Genomic DNA, 26,103 nt, shown 5'->3' on the forward strand with positions numbered 1-26,103 from the left:
CCAATAAGAGCAAGTTTGGGAGGAACCCGTCCTTGACCATCAAGTCCGACATCGAGATTGCGCGCGCGGCGACCATGAAGCCGATCACCGAGGTGGCCGCCAAGGTCGGCATCTCCGCCGATGCGCTTGTCCCCTATGGCCACACCAAGGCGAAGGTCTCGTTCAAGCATATCGACAGCTTGAAGGACGCCAAGGACGGCAAGCTCATTCTCGTCACCGCTATCAGCCCCACGCCCGCCGGCGAAGGCAAGACGACGACCACGGTTGGCCTTGGCGACGGTCTCAACCGTATCGGCAAGAAGGCCATGATGTGCCTGCGCGAGCCCTCTCTCGGGCCCTGCTTCGGCGTCAAGGGCGGTGCTGCCGGAGGCGGCTATGCGCAGGTCGTGCCGATGGAGGACATCAACCTCCACTTCACCGGCGACTTCCACGCCATTACGTCGGCGCACAATCTTCTGTCGGCGCTGATCGACAATCACATCTACTGGGGCAACAGCCTCGGTTTCGACACCCGTCGCGTCGCCTGGCGCCGCGTGCTCGACATGAACGACCGCGCGCTGCGCGAGATCACCAACTCGCTCGGTGGTGTCGCCAACGGCTTCCCGCGCACCGACGGCTTCGACATCACCGTCGCATCCGAGGTCATGGCCATCCTTTGCCTCGCACTCGACCTCAAGGATCTTGAGCGCCGCCTCGGTAATATCATTGTCGGCTACACGCGCGACAAGTCGCCGATCCGCGCGCGCGAGTTGAAGGCCGATGGCGCCATGACGGTTCTGCTCAAGGACGCCATGATGCCGAACCTCGTGCAGACGCTGGAGAACAACCCCGTGTTCATTCACGGTGGCCCGTTCGCCAACATCGCCCACGGCTGCAACTCGGTTCTGGCCACCAAGTCGGCGCTGAAGCTGGCTGACTACGTCGTCACCGAAGCGGGCTTCGGTGCCGATCTCGGCGCCGAGAAGTTCTTCGACATCAAGTGCCGCAAGGCGGGCCTCGCGCCGGCAGCTGCTGTGGTCGTTGCCACCGTCCGCGCGCTCAAGATGCACGGCGGCGTCGCCAAGGACAACTTGAAGAACGAGAACGTGCTCGCGGTGAACAAGGGCTGCGACAACCTCAAGCGCCATCTCGAGAACATGGCCAAGTTCGGCGTGCCAGTTGCCGTCGCCATCAACAAGTTCGTCACCGACACCGACGCCGAGCTCGAAGAGGTGAAGAAGGCAGCCGAGAGCCTCGGCGCCAAGGCCTTCGTGTGCACGCACTGGTCGAATGGCGGTGCCGGCACCGAAGACCTGGCCCGTCACATCGTCGAGCTGACCGACACGACGCCGTCGAACTTCAAGCCGCTGTACGCCGATAACGTCTCGCTGCGCGACAAGGTCAAGACCATCGCGACCGAGATCTATCGCGCCTCCGACATCGCTTGCGATGCATCCGTGGAAACGGCGTTCAAGGATCTGGAGGCTGCCGGCTTCGGCAACCTTCCGGTGTGCATGGCGAAGACGCAGTACTCGTTCTCGACGGATCCCAGCAAGCGTGGCGCCCCGACGGGTCACGTCGTGCCGGTTCGCGAGCTGCGTTTGTCGGCCGGCGCCGAGTTCGTGGTCGTCATCACGGGCGAGATCATGACCATGCCTGGTTTGCCGCGGGTGCCCGCAGCTGAGGCTATCCGCCTCAATGCCGACGGCCAGATTGAGGGTCTGTTCTAACCCAAGGATTTCCAAGGGTCGGCTATAAGCAGTCTGCCCCAGTTGCTCTCTATCAAGGCAAATGCCCGTGTTTCAGGCAGCGTTCTTTGTACGATTTGCTGCCACTTTTCCTGGAATACGGGCATGATGCAGCTTGGTTTGGCAATTGGGGCGGAAGTTGCAGCAGCAGGAACAGACGTCGGTCAAAGCCACGCAGGCGCTCCGCAAGGCTTTCGATGAAATGAACGGCACCGGAGACGGTGTCCGCGCGCCCTACACTGCAGTGTCCGAATGGCTCGGCACGCAGAAGCTGGAAGACCTCAAGCAGAAGCTGCTTGAGGCAGAAACGATGTTTCGCCGGACGGGCATTACGTTCGCCGTCTACGGCAAGGAAGAGGCCGCTGAACGCCTCATCCCCTTCGACATCATCCCGAGGATCATTTCAGGCCCCGAGTGGCGTCGTTTGACGGCCGGCATTGAGCAGCGTGTTCGCGCACTCAACGCCTTCATGTACGACATCTATCACCGCCAGGAGATCATCAAGGCCGGTAAGGTCCCCGAAGAGCTTGTCGTCGGCAACTCCGCCTTCGTTCCTGAAATGATGGGCGTCGAGCCGCCGCTCGGCATCTACAGCCACATCATCGGCATCGACATCGTGCGCACGTCCGAGAACGATTTCTTCGTTCTCGAGGACAACACGCGTACCCCCTCGGGCGTGTCCTACATGCTCGAGAACCGGGAAACGATGATGCACATGTTCCCGGACCTCTTCGCGCGAAATCGCGTTGCGCCCGTCGACGACTATCCCGAGAACCTGTTGAAGACTCTCGCGAGCGTCGCCCCGCGCGACCTCGAAGGCGAGCCGACCATCGCCCTTCTGACGCCCGGCCAGTACAACAGCGCCTACTTCGAGCATTCTTTCCTCGCCGACCAGATGGGCGTCGAGCTTGTCGAAGGCCACGATCTAGTTGTGCTCGACGGCAGTCTGCAAATGAAGACCACGCAGGGTCTTCGCCGCATCGACGTCCTTTACCGCCGCATCGACGACGACTTCCTCGATCCGCTGGTGTTCCGTTCCGACTCCGTGTTGGGCGTGCCCGGCCTATTCGATCTTTTTCGCGCCGGCCGCGTCAGTATCGTCAACGCTCCGGGCGGCGGCATCGCCGACGACAAGGCGATCTACAGCTACATCCCTGAGATCATAAAGTTCTACACCGGCCGCGCGCCGATTCTTCAGAACGTGCCGACCTACAACTGCCGCAAGCCTGACGACTTCAAGTACGTGCTCGAGCACCTGCCCGAACTCGTCGTGAAGGAGGTACATGGCTCCGGAGGCTACGGCATGCTCGTTGGCCCGACGGCGTCCAAGGCCGAGATCGAGGCATTCAGGGCCAAGCTCGTGGCCAACGCCACCAACTACATCGCCCAGCCTACCCTCGCGTTGTCGACCTGCCCCACGCTCGTCGACGCCGGGGTGGCTCCCCGTCACCTCGATCTCCGACCCTTCGTCCTCTTTGGCGATGAAGTGCGCCTCAGCGCCGGCGGACTGACCCGCGTCGCGCTTCAGGCGGGCTCACTCGTCGTCAACTCCAGCCAGGGCGGCGGGACGAAGGACACCTGGGTTCTTCAGGACTGACAACAAGCATCAAACAGGCGCTCACATCGCATGCTAGGACGGACGGCCAACGACCTTTATTGGCTGGCGCGCTACGTAGAGCGGGCCGAGAACATGGCTCGCCTCACCGAGGTCGGCTATCGCATTGTTCTGTTGCCGCGCGACGGCGACGGGACGCACGAGGAATGGCGTTCGACGCTGGCGGGCGCCGGCTGCGCGCAGGGCTACTTCTCGAAGTTCGAGACTCTCAATACCCGCGACGTCATAAACTACCTGCTGTTCGACTTTTCCAATCCCTCGAGCGTGAAATCATGTCTCGCCGCCGCGCGCCGCAACGGGCGCGCCCAGCGAACGTCGCTCACGCGCGACATGTGGGAAAGCCTGAACTCCGCTTGGATCGAGTTCTCCAACATCAATCCTGCGAACATTACCGCGGGAGAGCTGCCGCGCGTGCTCGACTGGGTGCGCTCGCGCTCCGCGCTTTATCGCGGCGCGCTGCTCAACACGATCCTGCGCAACGATACCTTCTTCTTCAGCCAGCTCGGCACCTTCCTCGAGCGCGCCGATAACACGGCCCGCATTCTCGACGTGAAATATTACGTACTCCTCCCGCAGATTGAGATGGTCGGCGGCGGCGTCGATGCCGTGCAGTGGGGCGCCATCCTCCGTTCGGTCTCCGCCCATCGCAGTTATCGCTGGGTTTATAAGGAGAACTACAAGCCTTGGCGCATCGCCGAGTACCTGATCCTCAACCAGGCGATGCCCCGCTCGCTGCGTTCTTGCTACGATGAGATCAACATCGCGCTCAGCGATCTCGCCAACCTCTACGGGGAGCGTTCCGCGTGCCATGAGACTGCTGCGGGCACACGCAATCTCCTGTCGAGCGGCAATATTGACGACATCTTCCAGTCTGGTTTGCACGAATTCATCGAGGACTTCATCATCCGCAACAACCGGCTCGGCAACGAGGTTGCCGAGGTCTACCACTTCAACGGTTGATGGGGTCGCCACGTGCTCGTCTCAATTGGTCATGTCACGCGCTACGCATACTCGACGCCTGCGAGCTACAGCATCCACACGCTGCGCATGACGCCGCCGAGCTTCGAGGGTCAGAAGGTGGTGAGCTGGCGCGTGGAGATGCCCGAGATCGATCGCGCGCTGCGTTACCGCGACGCGTTCGGCAACGTCTGCCATCTCGTGTCGATCCCCTATTCGCACACGCAGTTGGCGATCATCGCCCGTGGCACCATCGAAACTCACGATAAGTCCGGCTTCGTGCGCGGCCTTACCGAAGTATCGCCGATCCGCATTTTCCGCCGTCAGACGGCCAAGACCGAGCCAGATCAGGCCATCACCGACATCGTGGCCGAACTCAAGTCCGAGGATCGCATTGATCGCCTGCACGAGCTGATGCAAGTCATTGGCGAGCGTGTCGAGTACGTCGTGGGTGCGACCAACGCCCACACCAGCGCCACCGAAGCCCTGCGCGATGGTCGCGGCGTTTGCCAGGATCACGCGCACATTTTCATCTCCGCGGCGCGGCTCATGGGACTGCCGGCGCGCTACATCAGCGGCTACTTCGTCACCGGTGAAGAGCTGGCATCAGAGGCCCAGCACGCTTGGGCCGAGGCGTATATCGACGGTCTTGGCTGGCTCGGCTTCGATCCCGCTAACCAACTTTGCCCGACAGACCGTTACATCCGTCTCGCCACCGGTCTCGACGCCGGTTCCGCCGCCCCAATCACCGGGAGCCGTCGCGGCGGCATGGACGAGATCCTTGACGTCTTCGTTGAAGTCCAGCAGCAAAGCAGCGCCCAGCAGCAATAGAGCCCCCTGACGGGGCCCACCGGGCGCCCTTTAAGTTTGGACTGGGGACGACAGATGACTTACTGCGTGGCCCTGCGGCTCAACCGCGGGCTGGTATTCGCCGCCGACACACGCACCAACGCCGGCGTCGACAACATCGCTCAGTTCCGCAAGGTCCACACTTGGCGCCAGCCGGGTGAGCGCGTGCTCGTCCTTCTCACCGCCGGCAATCTTTCTCTGACGCAGTCGGTCGTCAGCCTGCTCAACGAGCAGATCGCCGAAAGCGAGAGAGAGCCCGACGCGGTCAACCTGTTCAACATTCCTTCGATGTATCGCGCCGCGCGCCACATCGGCGACGCCGTGCGTGCCATCCGCGCTATCGATGGCCCCGCCCTCGAAGCCACGAAGACCGGATTCACCGGCTCGTTCATCCTCGGCGGCCAGATCGGCGATGAGCCCCCGCGGCTGTTCCAGATCTACTCCGAAGGCAACTTCATCGAGGCGACGGACGAAACGCCCTTCTTCCAGATCGGCGAGCACAAGTACGGCAAACCGATTCTTGATCGCGTCGCCCAGCCCACCATGCGCCTCGGCGAGGCTGCCAAGCTGATCTTGCTCAGCTTCGACTCGACCCTACGCTCCAACCTCTCCGTCGGCATGCCGATCGATATTGTGCTTTACGAGCGAGACAGCCTCGACCTGCGTCGGGAAAAGCGCATCTACCAGGACGATGAGTATTTCAAGAATCTGTCACACGCCTGGTCCGATGCCTTGCGCGAGGCATTCACCAAAATCGAGGAATTCGACGTCTAAGGCGCGCATTTGCCCAGTGGCGGCCGGTAGGAAATGCGATTACGCCGCAATTGCCGCCTAACAGCGGCTAGGCTTGCGGTGCCATTTGCTTTGCTCCATGTGGAGCTTCAAAATCTTTGGCCGACAGCTCCAAGCTGGGGGGAGGACAACATGAACATCTGCATGGTTGGCGCCGGTTACGTCGGCCTCGTTTCCGCAGCCTGTTTTTCAGAGTTCGGTTGGACGGTCACTTGCGTCGACAAGGACCCGAAGCGCCTCGCCGAGCTGAATGCCGGCAAATCGCCCATCTATGAGCCCGGCCTCGACGATCTGATGCAGCGGAACATGCAGGCCGGCCGCCTTGTGTTCTCCGACAACCTCGGCGTGGCAGCCAAGGACGCCGACGTTATCCTGCTCGCGGTCGGCACGCCGATGCGCCGCGGCGATGGCTACGCCGACCTCTCTTATGTCTATGCCGCGGTCGATGAGATCGCCCCGCACCTCAACGGTTTCACCGTCATCGTCACCAAGTCCACTGTGCCCGTCGGCACCAGCCGCGAGATCGAAAGCCGCCTGCGCTCAGCGCGCCCCGACGCCGAGTTCGCCGTCTGCTCCAATCCTGAGTTCCTGCGTGAAGGCTCCGCCATCGGCGACTTCATGCATCCCGATCGCGTCCTCGTTGGCACCGACGATGACCGCGCCGAAGAGATCATGGCACGCCTCTATAAGCCGCTCGCGCTGCGCAGCGCGCCGGTCGTGTTCGTCGGTCGCGAGTCCGCCGAGCTGGCGAAATACGCCGCCAACGCGTTCCTTGCCCTCAAGATCAGCTTTATCAACGAGGTCGCCGACCTTTGCGAGCAGGTTGGTGCCAATGTGCAGGAGGTCGCCTCGGCCATCGGCAAGGACCGCCGCATCGGCGACAAGTTCCTGCATCCCGGCCCTGGCTATGGCGGATCCTGCTTCCCCAAGGACGTCTCGGCGCTCATTCGCACCGCGCGCGAGCACAAGTCGCCCGTGTCGATCATCGAGCAGGTGCAGCGCGTCAACGACGAGCGCAAGATATCGATGGCGCATCGCATCGAGGCCGCCGCTGGCGGCTCCGTGCGCGGCAAGACCATCGCCATCCTCGGCGTCACCTTCAAGCCCAACACCGATGACATGCGCGATGCGCCCAGCCTCGTAATCGTGCCGATGCTGCAGGAGCGCGGCGCTACGGTGCGCGTCGTCGATCCGCAGGGCCGCAAACAGGCTGATCCGCTGCTTCCCGGCGTCGTGTGGTGCGATAACGCGCTAGAGGCGGCTGTCGGCGCCGACGCGCTCGTCACCGTCACCGAATGGAACGAGTTCCGCGGCCTCGACCTCACCGCCGCCAAGGCGAAGATGCGCGGCGATGTGCTCGTCGATCTGCGCAACGTCTATTCGCCAGAATTGGCGCACGCTGCGGGCTTCCGCTACTGGGCGGTCGGCCGCAAGTCGGACGAGGCCGATCTGGTCCCCGCGCGCGTGGCGCTCAGTGCGTAGTCGCGGCTCCGCCGCAGCACGATTTTGACCTCGCGGTTTGCCGCTGGCACCCGCGAGGTCGCTTCGCGAGCATGATTAGAGCGCGCCAAGCGTATAGCCGCTGCATGCGCTGCAGCGATGTCCCGCCAATTGATCGATAGAACCTCGATCGGTCCTATCACACGCGGGAGCACGATCGCCGCGGCAATCCCTGTCGACCAATCGCATGAGCCGGAAAGCACCAGATAGCCGCCGAGCCCTAGCGTCATCGATTGCAGCGCCGGACGTAGCGCCCTGAGTGCAGCCGCGGCATGCAACTCCCGTCGCGAGCCGCCGGGCGTCTGTCTCTCCCCGATCGGCCGTGAAAGCACGCCGCATAGCGCCACCGCGCTGCCCGCCAGAACAGCAAAGCCGCCAAGTAGCGGATGCAGCAGGGTGAGGCCGGCAACATAGACGAGCAGCCACGGCGCATCGCAAATGGCCGCCGGTGCCGGCCCGCGCAGCACACGCGCGATAGCGAAGCGCTCGCCGCGCCCACTGAAGAGAACCGCCAGACGCCGCTCGGCCCGCCTGCCACACGCCCCCATCCGAACCTGGCGCCTGAGGTCGACAAACGCGCTGAGCGCATACAACACGAAGGCGCCGCCGGTCAGAGCAATCAGTTCGCCCATGCTGCCGCTTGGCAGCACGTACCCAAACAAGATCAGCGTGTAGGCGGGTCCGGTGAGAGCCAGCACGTTCAGCACCGCCGTGTAGAAGCAAGCGACGGCCAGCACGCGTCCGCCGAGCATGGCAACCGCGACGCGCGCGTAATATCGTTCTGAGTCCGCAGGTTGGCTGATCGCCATTGCCCCCTCGGCATCGGCAACGCGCGCATTCGCGAGCTGGGCCGCGAGGCGAACACATCATTTACAAACAACTATAGGTTGTAGTTTGTGGTGTGTAGTGGTCAAGCGCTTTGTCGCGCGTCGTGATGCAGAAGCGGCCACCCCGTCATGCCTTCCCGATAAGCTCAAACGCCGTAAGGAAAAAAACTATGCGCCCTCGATCCGCGCGCGTCCGCATGGCATAGATCGATGAAATGGCCGCCAACGGCCCAAAAAACCGCAGCAGCGGATGGCGAGGGGACACTCGAAAATGGGCCAGCCACAGACACTTGCGGCTTATTTCGCCGGATGGGCCGGCGACAGGCCAGCGCGGCTCGCCGTGGCATCGACGATGCGCGCCCTCGCGACGGTCGCCATCGAGCTGTCTGAGCTTCTCGGCCAGGGCGCCCTTGCCGGTCCCCTGGGTCGCGGCACCGGCAAGGTCGGCGACGTCGACGAGCAGAAGGAGATCGACCTCCTCGCCAACAACCGCATCGTCGAGGTGCTGCGCGATGCACCCGTCGCCGCCATTGCTTCCGAGGAGATGGACGCCCCGTTGCTCCTCGATGAAAAGAAGCCGCTGCTGGTCGCCGTCGACCCGCTCGATGGCTCATCCAACATCGACGCCAACGCCTCAATCGGCACGATTTTCACGGTGCTTCCCGCCCTCGAATACAACGAGGAGCCGTCCGCCTTCCTGCAATGTGGCGTCAATCAGCTCGCCGGCGGCTTCTTCCTCTATGGGCCGCAGACCGTGCTCGTCTCGACCGTCGGTGCCGGCACACAGGTCTTCACGCTCGACCGCCGCACCGGAACGTTCGTGCTGACGCACCCCAAGGTCGAGATCCCGTCACGCACCACCGAGTACGCGATCAACGACTCCAATTCGCGTCACTGGGACGACCCGGTCCGCACCTACATCGATGACTGTCGCCGCGGCAAGGAAGGCCCTCGCGGACGCGACTTCAACATGCGTTGGACCGGCTCTCCGGTGGCCGATTTTTATCGCATCATCTCGCGCGGTGGCATCTACCTCTATCCGGGCGACAAGCGCCGCAGCTTCCGCAACGGCCGCCTGCGCCTGGTCTACGAGGCGAACCCGATATCGTGGGTGATCGAGCAGGCTGGCGGCGCCGCCTCGACCGGCCGCGAGCGCGTGCTGGAGGTGCGGCCCAGCTCGCTGCACCAGCGCATCCCGCTCGTCGCCGGATCGCGCTACGAGGTCGAGCATGTGGTAAGATTGCACGACGGGCGCCAAGTACGCGGCGAACGCTCGCCGCTGTTCAGCCGCCGGGGCCTCCTCCGGTTCTAATTAATCAATAATTATAAGGCACTATCGCGGGGCCATGTCAGCTAAACATCCCATCATCTCGGTCACGGGATCGTCGGGCGCCGGCACCACATCGGTGCGCCAGACGTTCGAGAACATTTTCCGCCGCGAGCACATCAGCGCCGCCTTCATCGAGGGCGACGCTTTCCACCGCTACGGCCGGATCGAGATGGAGCAGGCCATCGTCGAGGCGCGCAACCTCGGCAATAACCACTTCAGCCACTTCGGCGAAGAGGCGAACCTGCTCGCCGAGCTCGAAGAGGTGTTCCGCAACTACGGCGAAAGCGGCCTCGGCAGGACCCGGCATTACGTCCACGACGAGCACGATGCGGAGCGGCTTCAAGCGCCGGTCGGCACCTTCACCGAGTGGGAGGACTTTCCCCGCGGCACTGACCTGCTGTTCTACGAAGGCCTGCATGGCGCCGTCGTCACGCCGAAAGTGAACATCGCTCGCCACGCCGATCTCAAAATCGGCGTCGTGCCTGTGATCAACCTCGAGTGGATTCAAAAGCTCATTCGCGACAAGTCGATGCGCGGATATTCCCACGACGAAGCCGTCGACGCGATCCTGACCCGCATGCCCGACTACGTGAACTACATCTGCCCGCAGTTCACCGAGACCGACATCAACTTCCAGCGCGTCCCGACCGTAGACACCTCGAACCCATTCATCTCGCGCTGGATTCCGACGCCCGATGAATCGATGGTCATCATCCGGTTCCGCGATCCGCGCGGCATCGACTTCCAGTATCTCCTGTCGATGATCCCCGACAGCTTCATGTCGCGCGCCAATTCGATCGTCATTCCCGGCGGTAAGCTCGACCTCGCCATGCAGCTCATCCTGACGCCGCACATCCTGGCGCTCGTCGAGCGCCGGCGCCGCGCGTAGTGACGCAGCATTTTTTGCACAGAACCGGGCTCGAAGCGGAACTGCCGAGTTGTTAGAAAGGCTGACGGACGTTAGCTAATCTGGCAAACCGCGCCTCTTGCGGTCTTCTGGAGGAACGAACGAAATGGCCGGTACCGTCACCATCGCTCCGTCGATCCTGTCGGCCGACTTCAGCCGCTTGCGCGATGAGGTCGCGACCGTCGAAGCCGCAGGCGCTGACTGGATCCATCTCGATGTGATGGACGGACACTTCGTGCCCAACATCACCTTCGGCCCGCCCATCATCAAGGCGCTGCGTCCGCACTCCAAGAAGATCTTCGACGTGCATCTGATGATCGCGCCGGCTGACCCCTACCTCGAAGCCTTCGCCGATGCAGGTGCTGACATCATCACGGTGCATCCGGAGGCCGGCCCACACCTCGACCGCAGCCTGCAGACCATCAAGGCGCTGGGCAAGAAGGCGGGCGTCGCCATCAATCCGGCTACGCCTGAAGACTGCCTCGCGTATGTGCTCGATCGTCTCGACCTCGTCTTGATCATGACGGTCAATCCCGGCTTCGGCGGTCAGAGCTTCATCCCCGCGATGGTCGACAAGGTGCGCCGCGTGAAGGCGATGATCGGCTCGCGTCCCATCGACATCGAGATTGACGGGGGGATCACCCCGGAGACCGCGCCGCTTGTCGCCGCCGCGGGCGCCAACGTGCTCGTTGCGGGCTCCGCCGTCTTCAAAGGCGGCAGCCAGGAATCCTACGCGGCGAACATCGCGGCCATCCGTTCGGCCGCTGATGCAGCCCGCAGCAAGGCCGCCGCTTAACGCTGTCCGCGCTTATCCCCGCACGGAAAAGCGGCGCCTATCCTCGCGCAACGAGTTTTCAGTTGCGAGGATCGCGTGGACGATACGCCCAACCTCGGCCTGCCTTACATCATGGCGGCCCAATCCCAGAAGCACGTCACCCACAACGAGGCCATCCGTGCCCTCGATGCGATTGTGCAGCTCTCGGTGCTCGATCGCGACCTGAGCGAGCCGCCCGAATCTCCCGCTGAAGGCGCCTGCTATATCGTCGCCGCAAGCCCGACCGGCGCTTGGGCCGACCACGCCGGTGATGTCGCCGCTTACCAGGACGGCGCCTGGATGTTCTATTTGCCGCGCGAAGGCTGGATCGCCTGGGTCGCCGACGAGGAGGCAGCGGTTGTCTTTAGCGGCTCCGCGTGGACGGCGCTGTCGACCGGCGAAGGTGGCGGCGGCGGTTCCGGCGACTTTGCAACGCTCGGCATCAACACTGACGCCGACACGACCAACCGCCTCGCGGTCTCCGCCGACGCGACGTTGCTCAGCCATGATGGCGATGATCACCGCCTCAAGATCAACAAGGCGACCGCCACCGACACCGCAAGCCTGCTGTATCAGACCGGCTTCTCCGGCCGCGCCGAGATGGGCCTCGCCGGCGACGACGACTTCCACTTCAAGGTCAGCGCCGACGGCACGAGCTGGAACGAGGCCATCGTCATCGACAAGGACACCGGCGTGGTGTCGTTCCCCAACACGACGATTGGCGGCAGTGGCGGCGTCGGCGGGCCCGGCTCATCGACCGACGGCAACATCGCGACCTTCAATGGCACCAGCGGCGACGCAATCGCGGACAGCGGCAAAGCCTTCTCGATCGACGGAACATTCGCTGCCAACAGCGACGCCAACGTGCCGACCGAAAAGGCGGTGAAGACTTACGTCGCATCCGCCATTGACGCCGTGCGCGACGGCGTGTCCTCGGCTTACGACACTCTCGCCGAACTCGCCGCGGGGCTCGCCGGTAAGCTCACCGCCGCGAGCAATCTCTCTGACGTTGCCAGCGCTGCAACGGCGCGCACCAACCTTGGCCTCGCCATCGGCACCAACGTCCAGGCCTACAGCGCCAACCTCACCACCTTCGCCGCCATTGCGGCTTCGAGCAACGTGCAGTCGCTGCTCGGCGCAGCGAGCTATGCCGCCATGCGCGCGCAGCTCGACCTCGAGGCGGGCACCGATTTCTACAGCAAGTCCGCCGTCGACGCCGCCTTCCAGCCGCTCGACGGCGACCTGACGGCCGTTGCCGGCCTGACGCCCTCGAACGACGATGTGCTCCAGCGCAAGTCCGGCGCCTGGAGCAACCGCACGCCGGCCCAGCTCACCGCCGATCTGTCCGCCTTCACTGGCGACAGCGGCAGCGGCGGCGTCAAAGGCCTGGTGCCGGCGCCAATTGCTGGCGACGCCGCGGGCGGCAAGTTTCTGCGTGCCGATGGATCGTGGGCCGCGCCAACCGGCGGTGGTGGCGGCGCTACGCGCGAGCTGTTGACCGCGGCCCGCACTTACTACGTCCGCACCGACGGTTCGGACAGCAACAACGGCTTGGCCAATACGTCAGGAGGTGCCTTCGCCACGATGCAGAAGGCGCTGGATGTCGTCGGAACACTCGACCTTTCGATCTACGACGTCACCGTCCAAGTGGGAGCTGGCACCTACACGGCTGGTGTTTCTCTCGCGGGAACGTTCGTCGGCGCGGGCGCGGTCACCCTGCGTGGAGATCCCACGACACCCACCAACGTGGTTATCTCGACCACCGGCAGCCATTGCATTTCCGCCTCCGGCGACGGCGTGCACCTCAATGTCTCCGGCTTCAAGCTGCAGACCACCACCTCGGGTTCGTGCCTGTCGGCGGGCAAAGGCGCTCGCATCAGTGTCACCGGGGCCATCGAGTTCGGCTCTGCTGCCACGTACCATTGCGCGGCGGATGCCTCGAACATCGACCTCACGTCGATCAGCTACAAAATTTCAGGCGGCGCCGGGGTGCACTTCGCATCCGTCTCTGGGGCCAACATATCAGCGGTCAACTGCACCGTGACGCTGACCGGCACGCCTGCCTTCTCGACAGCGTTCGCCTATGCCACTTCGCTGTCGATGGTGGTGTCGCTGCTCATGACGTACAGCGGATCGGCAACCGGCAAGCGCTACGACATCAGCGGCAATTCGGTGGTCAACACCTTCGGCGGCGGCGCCAGCGCGCTGCCCGGCGGGACGGCCGGCAGCACGGCCACCGGGGGGCAGTATCTGTAACGCGAGACGGCGTTGGTTAGAGCTTCCAGCCCGAATGGATAGCAGCCACGCCGCCGGTGAGATTGCGGCAGCTGACACGCTCGAAGCCCGCATTGCGGATGAGTGCCGCGAACTTCTCCTGGTTGGGGAACTTGCGGATGCTCTCCACCAGATAGCGGTAGGAGTCTGCATCGCCTGCGACAGCCTGGCCGATGCGCGGGATCACCTCGAACGAATGGAAGTCATAGAGGCGGTCGAGGATCGGCACGTCGACGTGTGAAAACTCGAGACAAAGGAACCGCCCGCCGATCTTCAACACGCGGTAGGCTTCGGCCAGCGCCTTGTCGATATGCGTGACATTGCGAATGCCAAACGCGATCGTGTAGGCATCGAATGAGCGATCCGCGAAGGGGAGCTCTTCCGCATTGCCTTCCTTGAAGCTGATCCGGTTCTGCAGCCCCGCATCGGCGACGCGGCGCTCGCCCACCGCGATCATCTCCGGGCTGATGTCGCACAGCGTCGCCACAGCGTTCGGCCCGCTCGCCCGCGCGTAGCGCAGGCTGATGTCGCCGGTGCCGCCAGCAACGTCGAGCAGATGGAACGGCTGGTCGCCGCGCGGCGGATTGAGCGTACCGATGAGGTCGCGCTTCCAAAGCCGGTGCAGCCCGCCCGACATCAGGTCGTTCATCAGGTCGTAGCGCTCGGCAACGCTCGCGAACACGCGGTTGACGAGACCCTGCCGCTCGGTCTCTTCGATGCGCCGGAACCCGAAGGTCCTGCTGGTGTCGTCTGCTGATGGCTCGCTCATGCGCGCGACAATAGCGAAGCCCGAGCCTCGGCGCTATGCTCCCGCGCCCATGCCCCCAGCGACACAGATGCCCCCCAATGCCTGAGCTTCCCGAGGTCGAGATCGTCCGCCGCGGCCTGCTGCCGGCCCTTGAAGGGCATACCTTTGCCAGCGTCGAGCAGCATCGGCCCGACCTGCGTTTCCCCCTGCCCGATGATTTCCCCGAGCGTCTGCGCGGCCGCAAGGTTCTGAGTCTGGAGCGCCGCGGCAAATACCTTCTGGCCCGCCTGTCGGGCGGCGACGTGCTGCTGATGCATCTCGGCATGACCGGCCGCTTCACGGTCGACGGCAAGGGCCGAACGGTTAACGCAAAGGACGGGCCCGGACGCGCCGCACACGATCACGTCGTCTTTCACATGAAGGACGGCGCCACGATTTCCTACAACGACACGCGCCGCTTCGGCTTCATGAAGCTGATCCCGGAGAAGGAACTCGCCGAGCATCCGCTGATGCATCATCTGGGTGTCGAGCCGCTGAGCGCTGAGCTTACCCCCGAGTACCTCGCGCAGCGGGCGTACGGTAGGAAGGTGAACCTCAAGGCGTTCCTATCCGATCAGCGCATCATCGCCGGCCTGGGAAACATCTACGTGTGCGAAGCGCTGTATCGGGCCGGCCTCTCGCCGGAGCGCGGCGCCGCCACCATCGCCACTAAGACCGGCCGCCCGAATGAGCGCGCGGTCGCGCTCGTCGCGTCTATCCGCGCTGTGTTGGAAGACGCCATCAAGGCAGGCGGTTCGACGTTGCGCGACTACCGCCAGGCCGACGGCGAGCTGGGCTACTTCCAGCATTCATTCCGGGTGTACGGGCGCGAGGGCAAACCGTGCCGGCACAAAGGCTGCGGCACAGTGCACCGCATCGTGCAAGGCGGACGCTCAACGTTCTACTGCCCTCGCTGCCAGCGCTAAGCCGGGTGACTGCGCCGATACGTGATGAGTGACGCGACCGAGATCGCGAGCACCGTCAGGCCGCCTGTCAGGAACACGATGTTCGCCGCCCAGTCGTCCTTGGGCGTCGCGAGCTTGCCCGAAGCGATCAGGTAAATGAGCGCGACAACGACAGCCGCTACCAGCGCCAGCGTCAGCTGCATCAGGCGCCGAAGTCCCGCACCGCTACGGAACGGCGCTCGGGTTCCGATCAGGTAGCTCGCGGCCGCGAGCGCCGCGAAGCAGAGCAGCGCCATGCCGGCGCCGTACTGCCACCAGTGACGCCACACTAGACCGCCCAGCGAATAGGCGGTGAACATCACCGCCGCACCCCAGCCATAGGTTGCCGCGGTCAGCACTGAGTTGTCCCATGCCCACCGCGCATCTGCCGCCCCCGCGCCTGGGCGCCACAGCGGAACGTTGATGCGCAACAGGAACATGATCACCTGCAGCGCGTAGAGGGCCGCCGCCAGCGCAAAGATCGGCTGCGATTGCCGCGCCGCTGCGAGCACGGCGATGATCACACTCAACACCGCAGCGAGCAGCAGTGTCGGCAACATTCGTTTCACCGGCATCGATCCCTCACCGTCCGAACTTGTTTTGTAATTCTAGCGCCGACGCGCCGAAGGCCCCCATAGGGCGTTCGCGCTGATGACCGCCAGCGCAACCGCTCCGAAGAAGAACACAGCGTTTGCCGCCCAGTCGGGCTCGGCGGGGTTGCGCGGCATCTTGCCGTCGATGACCATGCCGATGATCGCGATGATCATGCCCCCGAACTGGCCGATGGTGAGATAGCGCGCGATGTTGAGCAGCGCTTGATCCTCGCGCCCGGCCGCCGCGTCCTTCGCCATCATGGCGCTAAAGCCGAGGCAAAGCGCCGCGACACCGACGCCAGCGAGGACGTATTGCCACCACTCGTGCCAGCTCAGCACGAGCTGGTAGGTCACGAGCATCGACAACCCGGCCCACGCCCACACGAGGCCCATCCAGGCCGATGTAGATCCAGCCAACGCCGGTTCCGAGCCGCCGGAGCGCGCCAGCCGCACGCGATGGGCGAGAGCGAGCAGAACGAAGATGGCACAAGTGATGGCAGCGACGGCCATCTGCAACCAGTAACCCTGGGTCGCGGCATAGCTGACCGCGGCCGTCCCAGCCACCAGAGCGCCCACCCACAGCCCTACTGAAATCATTGTTCCCCCTTACAGCGTCCGCTTGGAGCGACAACAGAGCCTGGGGAACGTCGATCTGGCAAGCCTGAGAGACGCTTAACGGCCCGGAAGCGCCGTTGACCCTACACTTTGTCGCGTCTATAGGATCGCCACTTGACGCCGCTCGAAGCTCTATGCTCCGGGCGGCAGACGCATTTGGACAAGGCTACACCTGGGGTGGCGCCTGCGTTCGGGCGACGGCAGGTGTTAAAGAGGAACGACGATATGGCCAACACGAAGTCTGCAAAGAAAGCGGCCCGCCAGATGGTGCGCCGTACTGAAGTCAACAAGGCGCGTACCACGCGTGCACGTACTTCCGTGCGCTCGGTCGAGGAAGCGATCAAGTCGGGTGACAAGGACGCTGCGACGAAAGCACTGCGTGCAGCGAGCCCGCTGCTTGCGCGCACCGCTCAGAAGGGCGTGATGCACAAGAAGACCGCGAGCCGCAAAGTTTCGCGCCTCAACGCACGCATCAAGGCGATGGCGTAACACGCACGCCGTTCCCTTCGGGGACTACCAATGACGGTGCGGTAAGTTCGCAACAGCACTACCGCACCATCCACCGTCACCACACGAGTCTTGAACAGGCCTAAGTGACGGATTCCGCGATGCTCAACGCGCGCGGCGCGGGCCTCTCGCCCGCTTCTTGCCCGAATTGATGAGCGGGCGAACCAAACACAAAATGACAATTGAGCGACGTACCAGAGGACAAGTTTCTCTGGTCGTGCGCGCTCGCTATCGCGCCTTGAAAATCATGAGTTTGCGCGCGCTGCTATCCACAGTTCTTACGTGCAATACACAGGATATCCACGCATTGAGGACTCTCGTGCGCACCTCTGCAACCGATCATTCATGCACCGGTTACGCTTGCTTAAGGCAGAGTTAAGAGCTACGGTCCTGGGTGTCGAGGCGCCTGCATTTATCCAGTGTTCCGGCGCTCGTCATCGCCAGGTTTTGTACAGTATCGCGTCCCTGGTTTCAGCGTAGCTTATGTTCGGTTCTGCGTATCTTTCTGAGCAGTTGCTCGGAAAGTGGAGGAGATCGTTTCCTCTATCGCATGCCGGGCATGTGAGCAGTTCGATCTGAGGCGATAAGCTCGGGTCGGATCTGCGTGTTGGAGGACGTAGGGTGCAGTCGGTTGAAGTCGTCCACATCGAAGACGTGCCTGTGGAAGAGGCCTGGGCTCGTCTGGCGGAAGATGCGGGTGCCGTTCTGATCGACGTGCGGACCAGGGCGGAATGGACATTCGTGGGGCTCCCCGATCTTTCATCGATCGGCAAGCGGGTTCTCACGGTGGAATGGCAGACGTATCCGGAAGGCAGCGGCGAAGCAGGCTTCACGGATCGGATGTCCAAGGCGCTTGATGCGGCGGGCGCTACAAAAGATAGCGAGTTGTTCTTCATCTGCCGATCTGGCGCACGCAGCCGCTTGGCTGCGGAAGCTTTGGCAAATGCTGGCTATCGACGATGCAGTAATGTGGCGGACGGTTTCGAGGGGCCTCTCGATGCCGATCGCCACCGAGGGCAGGCCGCTGGCTGGAAAGCCGCGGGCTTAGCTTGGGTGCAAGGTTAGCGCACCCGTTACGGAAGACCCGGATTTGGACCTCTTGCGCAACCGCGGCGGCGGACGGCGTCGGTCGATCTTTGTCTGGGTGACTTTGAGGTGCAGGTCGAAAAAGTTCGATTAAGTGCGGGGGTTTCACACATGCAGACGATTCATAAGGCGGATCATTCCGTTGCTGGCGGCTTTGCGGGCGCAGCTCAGGGCGGACTCGACGAACGTACGACAACCACCATTTCAGGCGGCGCTTCCAGCTCCGCTCTGACGACCACGACCAGCAACGACGAGCCGCGCGGCCAGAAGGTGCGGGCCATGCTGCGCGCACGGCTCGGAGACGACATCTTCACAAGCTGGTTCAACGCGCTCGAGTTCGAGAGCTTCGAGGGCGGCGCTGTAAAGTTTTCGGTGCCGGTCAAGTTTCTGCGCACTTGGATTCAGTCGCACTATTCGGAGGATCTCCTCGCTTGCTGTCGCGCTGAGTTCAAAGGCGCGGAGAAGGTTGAGGTCGTCCTGCGTCAGCCCGGTACTGCGCCGGGTGCACGCGCCGAGGCTGAAGCGATCGATCAGAGCGAGCCGGCTTCCAATGCTCGCAATGGCACAGCGACAGACGCCGGCCAGCGCGGTCCGATGTTCGTTGCACCGGCTCCGGCCGGCCGCACCAGCGTCGGTGGTTTCGAAGGCTCGCCCCTCGATCCGCGTTACACCTTCGACAGCTTCGTCGTCGGCGCATCCAATCGTATGGCGCACGCCGGCGCGACGCAGGTGGCAGAGACTGCACTCAGCGAAACACCGGGCTTCAATCCGCTCTACATCCACTCGGCCGTTGGCCTCGGCAAGACGCACTTGCTGCACGCCATTGCCTGGGAAGTGAAGCGTCGTTCGCCCAACGCGCAGGTGCTCTATCTTACCGCCGAGCGTTTCCGTTATCAGTTCGTCGAGGCACTGCGCAGCCAGGATCCCCTTGCCTTCAAGGAGAAGTTCCGCGGCATCAACGTGCTCCTCATCGACGATCTTGAGTTCATGCACGGTGAGCGCACCGAGCAGGAGTTCGATCACATCATCAACTCGCTGCTCGACGGCGGGCGTCAGGTGGTCGTCGCTTCCGCTCGTGCACCCAACCACGTCGAGCGTCTCAACGAGCGCATGCGCTCGCGCCTGCAGCGTGGCCTCGTGACGGAGATCGGCGTCCTCGATCACGAACTGCGCCAGAAGGTCCTGGAGAAGCGCCTCGCCGAGAAGCGGGCGAACGATCCTTCCTTCGCGCTCGGTCGCGACATCCTCGCGCTGCTTGCCGATCGTCTGACGGAAAGCGGCCGCGAGCTCGAAGGGGCGATCACCCGGCTCTACGCCACGTGGCAGTACATGCGCACGCCAATCACCCCCGACGTTGCCGAGACGGTGATCCGCGATCTGGTGCAGGGCCTCGAGCCCCGTCGCATCAAGATCGAGGACATCCTCCGCATCATCTCGCGCCACTTCGGCGTGTCGAAGGGTGATCTCCTCTCGCAGCGCCGCCATCGCTCGGTCGTCTGGCCGCGTCAGGTCGGTATGTACCTCGCCAAGCAGCTCACCGCCCGCTCTCTGCCCGAGATCGGCCGCCGCTTCGGCAATCGTGATCATACAACCGTCCTGCACGCGATCCGTAAGATCGAGGGCGAATTGGCCGGCAATCCGCGCCTCAAAGAGGAGCTGGAAGAGCTGAAGCGCCTTCTCAGCCACTAACGCTGGCCTTCACGGAACAGGCCGCCGCGCCGAGGGTACGGGTGCGGCGGTCTAAGCGGGGAGGGGCGGCGTCCTTGGCGCCGCTCCTTTTGCCGGTTCGAAGGCCCGAAAACCCGGTGTTGGGCCAAAAAGGTCGACAAATCGCGCCGTTTGACCTCCGGCCCTTGAAAGTTACTGTCGCCTCGGGGCATGTTGGCCGGGGGCGAATCCATACAAGACGCCAGTCTCTGGTCCCGCCGAGCATCCCCATCTCGCAACACGGGCCGCCATTCGACCTCTGACCGAGGGCGCGGTGGTTCGGACAACTGAACTGGCTGCACAGAAGGCGCCGAGGATCCATCCATGCGGCTTGTGATCGAACGTGGTGAACTCTTGCGGGCGCTCGGCCACGTGACCAGCGTCGTCGAGCGGCGCACGACGATCCCTATTTTGTCGAACGTGCTGCTCCGCGCACGGGAATCGACTTTGGAATTCAAGGCGACCGACCTCGAACGCGAGGTCATCGAAGGTGTCGCCGCCGACGTACAGCAGCCCGGCGCCGTCACCGTGCCCGCGCATATGCTGCACGACATCGTCCGCAAGCTGCCCGACGGCAGCGAGGTCGACATTCGCAAGGAATCCGACAAGGAGCGCCTGACGCTCACTGCCGGCCACGCGCGCTTCGCGCTGCAGACGCTTCCCGCTGAGGACTTCCCCGACATCGGCGTGGGCGACATGGGCCAGGAGTTCGAGCTCACCGCTCAGGACTTGAAGCGCCTCATCGACAAGACGCGCTTCGCCATCTCCACCGAGGAGACGCGCTACTACCTCAACGGCATCTATTTCCACACCGCTCAGTCCGATGGCACGCCGACGCTGCGCGCTGTTGCGACCGATGGCCATCGTCTGGCTCAGGTCGAGCTGCCATTGCCGCAGGGCGCTGAGGGCATGCCCGGCGTCATCATTCCGCGCAAGACCGTGCACGAGCTGACTCGCCTCATCGAGGATAGCTCCGCGCCGGTGAAGATCGCGGTCAGTCCGTCCAAGGTGCGCTTCGAGATCGGCTCCGTTACGCTGACGTCGAAACTGATCGACGGCACCTTCCCCGATTACAGCCGCGTCATTCCGCAGGGCAACGACAAGTCGCTCACCGTCTCCAATGCCGAGTTCATGAGCGCCGTCGACCGCGTTTCGACCATCGCCTCCGAGCGCGGCCGTGCCGTGAAGCTGAACATCAAGCCCGACAAGCTCATCCTGTCGGTCAACAACCCCGAGGGCGGCAGCGCCACCGAGGAGATCAGCGTCGATTACACGGCCCAGCCCCTTGAGATTGGCTTCAACGCCAAATATCTGCTCGATATCGCCAGCCAGCTCGAAGGCGAGCGGGCGACATTCAAGCTCGCCGATCCCGGTTCGCCCACTATGGTCAACGACCCGGGCGACGAGACGGCGCTTTATGTGCTCATGCCGATGCGCGTGTAGCCGTGGCTGCATTGCTCGGCGCAGCGCTTCACAACGCTTAGCGAACGCATGCTTTGGGTCGAGCGGCTCACGCTCACAAACTTCCGCAACTATACCGGGGCCGCCGTCGACGCGGGCCCTGAGCCACAAGTGCTGATCGGCGCAAACGGCGCGGGCAAGACGAACTTGCTCGAAGCCGTATCGCTGTTGGCGCCGGGCCAGGGCATGCGCCGCGCCTCCTACCCTGACATCTCACGCGGCACGGGCGATGGCAGCTGGGCCGTCGCCGCGCGCACGCATACGCACGCCGGCCCCGTCGACATCGGCACCGGCCTGCTCGCAGAGAACGCCGGCAACGAGCGCGCCGGCCGCATCGTGCGTATCAACGGCGAGACGATGGGCGCGGGCACCCTTGCCGACTACGTTGAGGTTGTCTGGGTGACGCCCGCGATGGACGGCCTCTTCACCGGCCCGGGCTCCGATCGCCGCCGCTTCCTCGATCGCCTCATCCTGTGTTTCGATCCTCAGTACCGCACTGGCGCCTCGCGCTTCGAGCGCGCCATGCAGCAGCGCAACCGCCTCCTCGCCGACGGCGTGCGCGACAGTGCCCGCTTTGAGGGCCTTGAGCTGCTGATGGCCGAGACCGGCGTCGCCATCGCCGCGCAGCGCGCAGAAGCTGTGGCAGCGCTCGCGTCCATCATGGCAGAGCGCACCGAGCGCGATCCATCTTCGCCCTTCCCTGCCGCCAGCCTGGCGCTGGAGGGCGCGCTGGAGGCGGACCTTGCGCACCTGCCGGCCATCGAGGTGGAGGACATCTACCTGCAGCGCTTGCGCCAGGGGCGCGAGCGCGACCGCGCCGCCGGCCGCACTCTGGACGGCCCGCACCGTTCCGATCTTCTCGTCGCGCACGCCCCCAAGGCCATGCCTGCGCGGCTCTGCTCCACGGGCGAGCAGAAAGCCCTGCTGATCGGCCTCGTGCTCGCCCACGCCGAGCTTGTCGCCCGCCGCCGCGAGGCAGCCCCGATCCTTCTCTTGGACGAGGTAACGGCCCATCTCGACGCCGAACGGCGTGCCGCACTGTTCCAGGAAATCATCCGCCTGGGCGCCCAGGCATGGATGACGGGAACCGACGCCGAAGCCTTTTCCTGGCTCGCCGGCAAGGCCCGATTCTGGCGTGTCGAGGATGGGTTTTTGACAAGTTTGGCCAATGCGCCCGAACAAGGTGCCGCAGCGCCTTCTAACTAGCGGAAAATATTACTATTTATGTTGGGGTTGAGCGGGCCGGCAACGTGCTTTCGGCGGGCCTTTGTGCTATACGTGGTCTCAGCCCGAGTGACCCCTAGGACAATTCGATAAATGAGCGCTTTGCCCGCGAAGAAAACCACGGGTGCCGAGGAGTACGGCGCCGAGTCGATCAAGATGCTGAAGGGCCTGGACGCTGTCCGCAAGCGCCCCGGCATGTACATCGGCGACACCGACGATGGGTCCGGCCTCCACCACATGATCTACGAGGTCGTCGACAATGGCGTCGACGAGATCCTCGCTGGCCACGCCAAGACGTGCCTCGTCACCCTCAATCCGGATGGCTCGTGCACCGTGCGTGATGATGGCCGCGGCATCCCTACCGGCATCAAAAATGACGATGACCACGATCCCAAGCGCTCGGCTGCCGAGATCGTGTTTACGGAGCTGCACGCTGGCGGCAAGTTCGACCAGAACTCGTACAAGGTCTCGGGCGGCCTGCACGGCGTCGGCGTCTCGGTGGTCAATGCTCTCTCGACCTGGCTTAAGGCGCGCATCTGGCGCGAGGGCAAGGAGCACCTGGTCGAATTTCGCGATGGCGTACCCACCGGCCCGCTCAAGGTCGTCGGCGACGGCAATGGCGAGCGCGGCACCGAAGTATCTTTCCTGCCGAGCCCAAACACCTTCACGCAGACTGAATTCGATTTCGGCACGCTCGAGCACCGCCTGCGCGAGCTCGCGTTCCTGAATTCTGGCGCCAAGATCGTTCTCACCGACGCCCGTCATGCCGACATCAAGCGCGAGGAAATGCTCTACGATGGCGGCACTGCCGCATTCGTACGCTATCTCGATCGCTCAAAGCAGTCGCTCATCCCCGAGCCGATCATGCTCAATGGCGAGCGCGACAAGGTGGTCGTCGAGGCAGCCATGTGGTGGAACGACAGCTACCACGAGAACGTGCTGCTCTTTACGAACAACATCCCGCAACGCGACGGCGGCACCCATCTTGCGGGCTTCCGCGCAGCGCTGACGCGCGTGATCAACAAGTACGCGGTCGACAGCGGCATCGCCAAGAAGGAGAAGGTCGATATCTCAGGCGAGGACGCGCGCGAAGGCCTCACTTGCGTCCTCTCCGTGAAGGTGCCCGATCCCAAGTTCTCCAGCCAGACGAAGGACAAGCTCGTCTCGTCCGAGGTGAAGCCCGTCGTCGAAAGCGTCGTCGCCGATCAGCTCAACGCCTGGTTCGAGGAGCACCCCAAGGAAGCCAAGGCCATCGTCGGCAAGATCGTCGAGGCAGCTCTTGCCCGCGAGGCCGCGCGCAAAGCCCGCGAGCTGACGCGCCGCAAAAGCGCGCTCGACGGCCTGCGTCTGCCCGGTGGTCTCGCCGAATGCCAGGACCGCGACGCGACCAACACCGAATTGTTCATCGTCGAGGGTGACTCGGCAGGCGGCTCCGCCAAGCAGGGTCGCAAGCGCGAGTTTCAGGCCGTGCTGCCGATCCGAGGTAAGATCCTCAACGTCGAGCGTGCGCGCATCGACAAGATGCTCTCGTCCGAGCAGGTCACCAACATCATCGGTGCGCTCGGCACCGGCATCCGCGATGACTTCAACGTCGAAAAGCTGCGCTATCACAAGATCATCATCATGACGGACGCCGACGTCGACGGCGCCCACATCCGCACACTGCTGCTCACCTTCTTCTATCGGCAGATGCCCGAGCTGGTCGAAAAGGGCCACGTCTACATCGCTCAGCCGCCGCTCTACAAAGTCGCGCGAGGCAAATCCGAAACCTACCTGAAGGACCAGCGCGCTCTTGAGGACTACCTCATCGAGACCGGCCTGGAGGACACTGTCCTCTCCACCGGTCAGGGCGAGCGGGCGGGACGCGACCTGCGCCAGATCGTCGATCTGGCCCGCGGGATCTCCTCGGTGATCGACGGCCTCCATTCGCGCTATTCGCGCCTCGTCGTCGAGCAGGCTGCGATCGGTGGGGCCTTCGACACCAAAATCACCCAGTCGGCCGCCAAGGCCAGCGAGCTCGCGACCAAGATCGCCGAACGGCTCAACGACATCGCCGAAGAGACGGAGAAGGGCTGGGAAGGCCGCTACGGCAACGACGGTTATCACTTCAAGCGTGAGGTGCGCGGCGTTACCGAGGCGCACACGCTCGACCTCGCCCTTCTGGGCTCGCTCGATGCGCGCCGCCTCAACGAGCGCACAGAGCATCTTTCCGAAGTCTATGGGGTGCCCGGCAAGCTGCGCCGCAAGTCCGAGAACATCGACGTCTACGGGCCGCGCACGCTGCTCGAAGCCATCTACGAGGCGGGCCGCAAGGGCCTCTCGCTGCAGCGCTACAAAGGCTTGGGCGAGATGAACCCCGATCAGCTATGGGAGACGACGCTCGATCCCGCCATCCGCACGCTGCTGCAGGTGAAGATCGGCGAAGGCTCCGAGGCCGACGAGATCTTCTCCAAGCTGATGGGCGACGTCGTGGAGCCGCGCCGCGAGTTCATTCAGGACAACGCCCTGTCCGTCTCCAACCTCGACGTCTAGTCGGATGGGTGCTTGTCGGCGGCGGCATGATCGCCGTCGCCGAAGCCCGCCTCGCACGCCGAGCAGCGTGATCAGGCGACGCGCTCGTATTCACCATCGATAACGGTGCTGTCGCGGCTGCCCGTGCGATAGCCGCGCCTCTCCAGGTGCCGCTGCAGTAGCCGCAAGTTTTTGACGTTCGCCTTGAACGCGACATCGAAAGCATCGCCGACGACGGGCACGGCACCGACCACCGTGTCGATCAGCGAATTGCCCACCATGCGCCACAGCACCAGCTTCGATACGCCGAGCCGCTTTGCCTCCATGATGAGATAAGCGGAGACGAGCTGCGCCGCGACATCGCCCACCACCGGCACCAGTCCCAACACCGCATCGACGCCGATACGCAGCCGCGTCCCCGGTATGACGAACAGAGAATCCATCAGCCGCGCCAGCGCGTTGAGCCGCGCGAGCGCCGCCTCTACCTCCGCCTGATCGAGGCGCTCGATCCGTTCGAATGTGCCCGGCGCCCCCGGTTTAACGTAAGCCATTTGCCATCCCGCTTCGCCCGCAGTTTCGTCGACCGCAACCCGGCCGCCGCTGCGCTCGTTCCATATGGGGATGCACTTCAGCATCCTGTTAGGGTTGTTTCGTGGCTCGCACTCGAATGCTAGGCTGTGGCCGTCGGGCAGGTTGGGGGGATTTTCCAGTGCTGCGTCTCGTGCTTTCGATCAGCAATCTCGTTTTTTCGCTCATTCTCGGCGCGCTCCTGATGGCAGTTGTCGCCATCTACTCGCCGGAGACGCTCTCGATGATGCTCGGCTGGGCGCGCAGCTTCAAAGGGCTGATCACCTCCACAGGGCTCAATGCCAAGTACAACATCTGGCTCGAGCTTCTGCTCGAGGAGCGGCAACTCCTCTTGATGTTCTTTACCGTGATCGCCCGCGTCATCCTCGCTGTAGTCCTCTATCCTATTGTGCTTTTGCGCGAAAAAACTTGACGTTACAGGTGTTGAGCCGGTGCGACTCAAGGTTTACTGCGCCTTAGACGCTGTGGGGTTAGGTTGGCAGCGCGAC

Annotated in this window: 23 protein-coding genes; 18 read left to right on the plus strand and 5 right to left on the minus strand. The window is 63.7% G+C overall.

The genetic code is table 11. The annotated features are described in order from the left end of the window. The first annotated feature begins 32 nt into the window (after positions 1–32). From ACP15D_RS13380 to ACP15D_RS13405, 6 genes are all read left to right on the plus strand, one after another. Positions 33–1,709, plus strand: a complete 1,677-nt coding sequence (locus ACP15D_RS13380) for a formate--tetrahydrofolate ligase (protein ID WP_424957949.1) — start codon at positions 33–35, stop codon at positions 1,707–1,709. A 220-nt stretch (positions 1,710–1,929) separates the two neighbouring features. After that, the gene (locus ACP15D_RS13385) at positions 1,930–3,324 is read left to right on the plus strand and encodes a circularly permuted type 2 ATP-grasp protein (RefSeq protein WP_424959233.1); all 1,395 of its coding nucleotides are present in this window, start codon (positions 1,930–1,932) and stop codon (positions 3,322–3,324) included. A 30-nt stretch (positions 3,325–3,354) separates the two neighbouring features. After that, a complete protein-coding gene (locus ACP15D_RS13390; RefSeq protein WP_424957950.1) occupies positions 3,355–4,302 on the plus strand; it encodes an alpha-E domain-containing protein in 948 nt (315 codons plus the stop codon). A 12-nt stretch (positions 4,303–4,314) separates the two neighbouring features. Then, complete coding sequence (locus tag ACP15D_RS13395) at positions 4,315–5,130, plus strand: transglutaminase family protein (protein ID WP_424957951.1); 816 nt, start codon at positions 4,315–4,317, stop codon at positions 5,128–5,130. 54 nt (positions 5,131–5,184) lie between these two features. Then, entirely contained in the window at positions 5,185–5,922 is a 738-nt protein-coding gene (locus ACP15D_RS13400) for a peptidase (protein ID WP_424957952.1), read from the plus strand. 150 nt (positions 5,923–6,072) lie between these two features. Further along, positions 6,073–7,422 (plus strand): UDP-glucose dehydrogenase family protein, encoded by a 1,350-nt coding sequence (locus tag ACP15D_RS13405; RefSeq protein ID WP_424957953.1) that lies wholly within the window; start codon positions 6,073–6,075, stop codon positions 7,420–7,422. On the opposite strand, the gene ACP15D_RS13410 is transcribed toward ACP15D_RS13405, so the two are convergent. Next, entirely contained in the window at positions 7,353–8,249 is an 897-nt protein-coding gene (locus ACP15D_RS13410; RefSeq protein ID WP_424957954.1) for a hypothetical protein, read from the minus strand. The genes ACP15D_RS13405 and ACP15D_RS13410 overlap by 70 nt on opposite strands. Before the next feature lie 289 nt (positions 8,250–8,538). Here ACP15D_RS13410 and ACP15D_RS13415 point away from each other — a divergent pair, with 289 nt between their 5' ends. The 4 genes from ACP15D_RS13415 to ACP15D_RS13430 all read left to right on the plus strand — a co-directional run bounded on the left by ACP15D_RS13415 (position 8,539) and on the right by ACP15D_RS13430 (position 13,574). Then, positions 8,539–9,579, plus strand: a complete 1,041-nt coding sequence (locus ACP15D_RS13415; RefSeq protein ID WP_424957955.1) for a class 1 fructose-bisphosphatase — start codon at positions 8,539–8,541, stop codon at positions 9,577–9,579. Between the two features lie 34 nt (positions 9,580–9,613). Beyond that, entirely contained in the window at positions 9,614–10,486 is an 873-nt protein-coding gene (locus tag ACP15D_RS13420; RefSeq protein ID WP_424957956.1) for a phosphoribulokinase, read from the plus strand. Positions 10,487–10,610: 124 nt separating this feature from the next. Continuing rightward, the gene (rpe, locus tag ACP15D_RS13425) at positions 10,611–11,300 is read left to right on the plus strand and encodes a ribulose-phosphate 3-epimerase (RefSeq protein WP_424957957.1); all 690 of its coding nucleotides are present in this window, start codon (positions 10,611–10,613) and stop codon (positions 11,298–11,300) included. Positions 11,301–11,375: 75 nt separating this feature from the next. Beyond that, positions 11,376–13,574 (plus strand): DUF2793 domain-containing protein, encoded by a 2,199-nt coding sequence (locus tag ACP15D_RS13430; RefSeq protein ID WP_424957958.1) that lies wholly within the window; start codon positions 11,376–11,378, stop codon positions 13,572–13,574. 16 nt (positions 13,575–13,590) lie between these two features. Here ACP15D_RS13430 and ubiE read toward each other — a convergent pair whose 3' ends face one another. After that, entirely contained in the window at positions 13,591–14,361 is a 771-nt protein-coding gene (gene ubiE, locus ACP15D_RS13435) for a bifunctional demethylmenaquinone methyltransferase/2-methoxy-6-polyprenyl-1,4-benzoquinol methylase UbiE (RefSeq protein ID WP_424957959.1), read from the minus strand. A gap of 77 nt (positions 14,362–14,438) precedes the next feature. On the opposite strand from ubiE, the gene mutM reads away from it, so the two are divergent. Beyond that, a complete protein-coding gene (mutM, locus tag ACP15D_RS13440; protein ID WP_424957960.1) occupies positions 14,439–15,305 on the plus strand; it encodes a bifunctional DNA-formamidopyrimidine glycosylase/DNA-(apurinic or apyrimidinic site) lyase in 867 nt (288 codons plus the stop codon). On the opposite strand, the gene ACP15D_RS13445 is transcribed toward mutM, so the two are convergent. Both ACP15D_RS13445 and ACP15D_RS13450 read right to left on the minus strand, forming a co-directional pair. Continuing rightward, positions 15,302–15,898, minus strand: a complete 597-nt coding sequence (locus ACP15D_RS13445) for a hypothetical protein (RefSeq protein WP_424957961.1) — start codon at positions 15,896–15,898, stop codon at positions 15,302–15,304. The two genes, mutM and ACP15D_RS13445, sit on opposite strands and share 4 nt — an antisense overlap. 33 nt (positions 15,899–15,931) lie before the next feature. Then, positions 15,932–16,513, minus strand: coding sequence for a hypothetical protein (locus tag ACP15D_RS13450; RefSeq protein ID WP_424957962.1), 582 nt, complete (start codon positions 16,511–16,513; stop codon positions 15,932–15,934). Between the two features lie 243 nt (positions 16,514–16,756). Between ACP15D_RS13450 and rpsT the strand changes: the two genes are divergently transcribed. The 6 genes from rpsT (at position 16,757) to gyrB (ending at position 25,048) form a co-directional block, all read left to right on the plus strand. Then, positions 16,757–17,020 carry a 30S ribosomal protein S20 gene (gene rpsT, locus ACP15D_RS13455; protein ID WP_424957963.1) on the plus strand — a complete coding sequence of 88 codons (264 nt, stop codon included), beginning with the start codon at positions 16,757–16,759 and terminating at the stop codon, positions 17,018–17,020. Positions 17,021–17,659: 639 nt separating this feature from the next. After that, a complete protein-coding gene (locus tag ACP15D_RS13460) occupies positions 17,660–18,103 on the plus strand; it encodes a rhodanese-like domain-containing protein (RefSeq protein ID WP_424957964.1) in 444 nt (147 codons plus the stop codon). 300 nt (positions 18,104–18,403) lie between these two features. Beyond that, positions 18,404–19,813 carry a chromosomal replication initiator protein DnaA gene (dnaA, locus tag ACP15D_RS13465; protein ID WP_424959234.1) on the plus strand — a complete coding sequence of 470 codons (1,410 nt, stop codon included), beginning with the start codon at positions 18,404–18,406 and terminating at the stop codon, positions 19,811–19,813. A 342-nt stretch (positions 19,814–20,155) separates the two neighbouring features. Beyond that, a complete protein-coding gene (gene dnaN, locus ACP15D_RS13470; RefSeq protein WP_424957965.1) occupies positions 20,156–21,274 on the plus strand; it encodes a DNA polymerase III subunit beta in 1,119 nt (372 codons plus the stop codon). A 48-nt stretch (positions 21,275–21,322) separates the two neighbouring features. Beyond that, complete coding sequence (gene recF, locus ACP15D_RS13475) at positions 21,323–22,498, plus strand: DNA replication/repair protein RecF (RefSeq protein WP_424957966.1); 1,176 nt, start codon at positions 21,323–21,325, stop codon at positions 22,496–22,498. 111 nt (positions 22,499–22,609) lie between these two features. After that, positions 22,610–25,048: a DNA topoisomerase (ATP-hydrolyzing) subunit B gene (gene gyrB, locus ACP15D_RS13480; protein ID WP_424957967.1), complete on the plus strand. Its 2,439-nt coding sequence runs from the start codon at positions 22,610–22,612 to the stop codon at positions 25,046–25,048. Between the two features lie 71 nt (positions 25,049–25,119). On the opposite strand, the gene ACP15D_RS13485 is transcribed toward gyrB, so the two are convergent. Next, entirely contained in the window at positions 25,120–25,578 is a 459-nt protein-coding gene (locus ACP15D_RS13485) for a DUF4112 domain-containing protein (RefSeq protein ID WP_424957968.1), read from the minus strand. A gap of 158 nt (positions 25,579–25,736) precedes the next feature. On the opposite strand from ACP15D_RS13485, the gene ACP15D_RS13490 reads away from it, so the two are divergent. Continuing rightward, on the plus strand, positions 25,737–26,027 hold the full coding sequence (locus tag ACP15D_RS13490; RefSeq protein WP_424957969.1) for a hypothetical protein: 291 nt from the start codon (positions 25,737–25,739) through the stop codon (positions 26,025–26,027). The last annotated feature ends 76 nt before the right edge of the window (positions 26,028–26,103 follow it).

The sequence above is a fragment of the Hyphomicrobium sp. 1Nfss2.1 genome (assembly GCF_965243865.1).
GTDB lineage: Bacteria > Pseudomonadota > Alphaproteobacteria > Rhizobiales > Hyphomicrobiaceae > Hyphomicrobium_A.

Bases quoted from the DNA above. Each gene is read 5' to 3' on its own strand.
- ACP15D_RS13415 (WP_424957955.1), top strand. From the start codon at position 8,539: ATGGGCCAGCCACAGACACTTGCGGCTTATTTCGCCGGATGGGCCGGC.
- ACP15D_RS13445 (WP_424957961.1), bottom strand. From the start codon at position 15,898: ATGCCGGTGAAACGAATGTTGCCGACACTGCTGCTCGCTGCGGTGTTG.
- ubiE (WP_424957959.1), bottom strand. From the start codon at position 14,361: ATGAGCGAGCCATCAGCAGACGACACCAGCAGGACCTTCGGGTTCCGG.
- ACP15D_RS13390 (WP_424957950.1), top strand. From the start codon at position 3,355: ATGCTAGGACGGACGGCCAACGACCTTTATTGGCTGGCGCGCTACGTA.
- ACP15D_RS13385 (WP_424959233.1), top strand. From the start codon at position 1,930: ATGAACGGCACCGGAGACGGTGTCCGCGCGCCCTACACTGCAGTGTCC.
- gyrB (WP_424957967.1), top strand. From the start codon at position 22,610: ATGAGCGCTTTGCCCGCGAAGAAAACCACGGGTGCCGAGGAGTACGGC.
- ACP15D_RS13410 (WP_424957954.1), bottom strand. From the start codon at position 8,249: ATGGCGATCAGCCAACCTGCGGACTCAGAACGATATTACGCGCGCGTC.
- ACP15D_RS13485 (WP_424957968.1), bottom strand. From the start codon at position 25,578: ATGGCTTACGTTAAACCGGGGGCGCCGGGCACATTCGAACGGATCGAG.
- rpsT (WP_424957963.1), top strand. From the start codon at position 16,757: ATGGCCAACACGAAGTCTGCAAAGAAAGCGGCCCGCCAGATGGTGCGC.
- dnaA (WP_424959234.1), top strand. From the start codon at position 18,404: ATGCTGCGCGCACGGCTCGGAGACGACATCTTCACAAGCTGGTTCAAC.
- ACP15D_RS13400 (WP_424957952.1), top strand. From the start codon at position 5,185: ATGACTTACTGCGTGGCCCTGCGGCTCAACCGCGGGCTGGTATTCGCC.
- dnaN (WP_424957965.1), top strand. From the start codon at position 20,156: ATGCGGCTTGTGATCGAACGTGGTGAACTCTTGCGGGCGCTCGGCCAC.
- ACP15D_RS13420 (WP_424957956.1), top strand. From the start codon at position 9,614: ATGTCAGCTAAACATCCCATCATCTCGGTCACGGGATCGTCGGGCGCC.
- ACP15D_RS13450 (WP_424957962.1), bottom strand. From the start codon at position 16,513: ATGATTTCAGTAGGGCTGTGGGTGGGCGCTCTGGTGGCTGGGACGGCC.
- rpe (WP_424957957.1), top strand. From the start codon at position 10,611: ATGGCCGGTACCGTCACCATCGCTCCGTCGATCCTGTCGGCCGACTTC.
- ACP15D_RS13405 (WP_424957953.1), top strand. From the start codon at position 6,073: ATGAACATCTGCATGGTTGGCGCCGGTTACGTCGGCCTCGTTTCCGCA.
- mutM (WP_424957960.1), top strand. From the start codon at position 14,439: ATGCCTGAGCTTCCCGAGGTCGAGATCGTCCGCCGCGGCCTGCTGCCG.
- recF (WP_424957966.1), top strand. From the start codon at position 21,323: ATGCTTTGGGTCGAGCGGCTCACGCTCACAAACTTCCGCAACTATACC.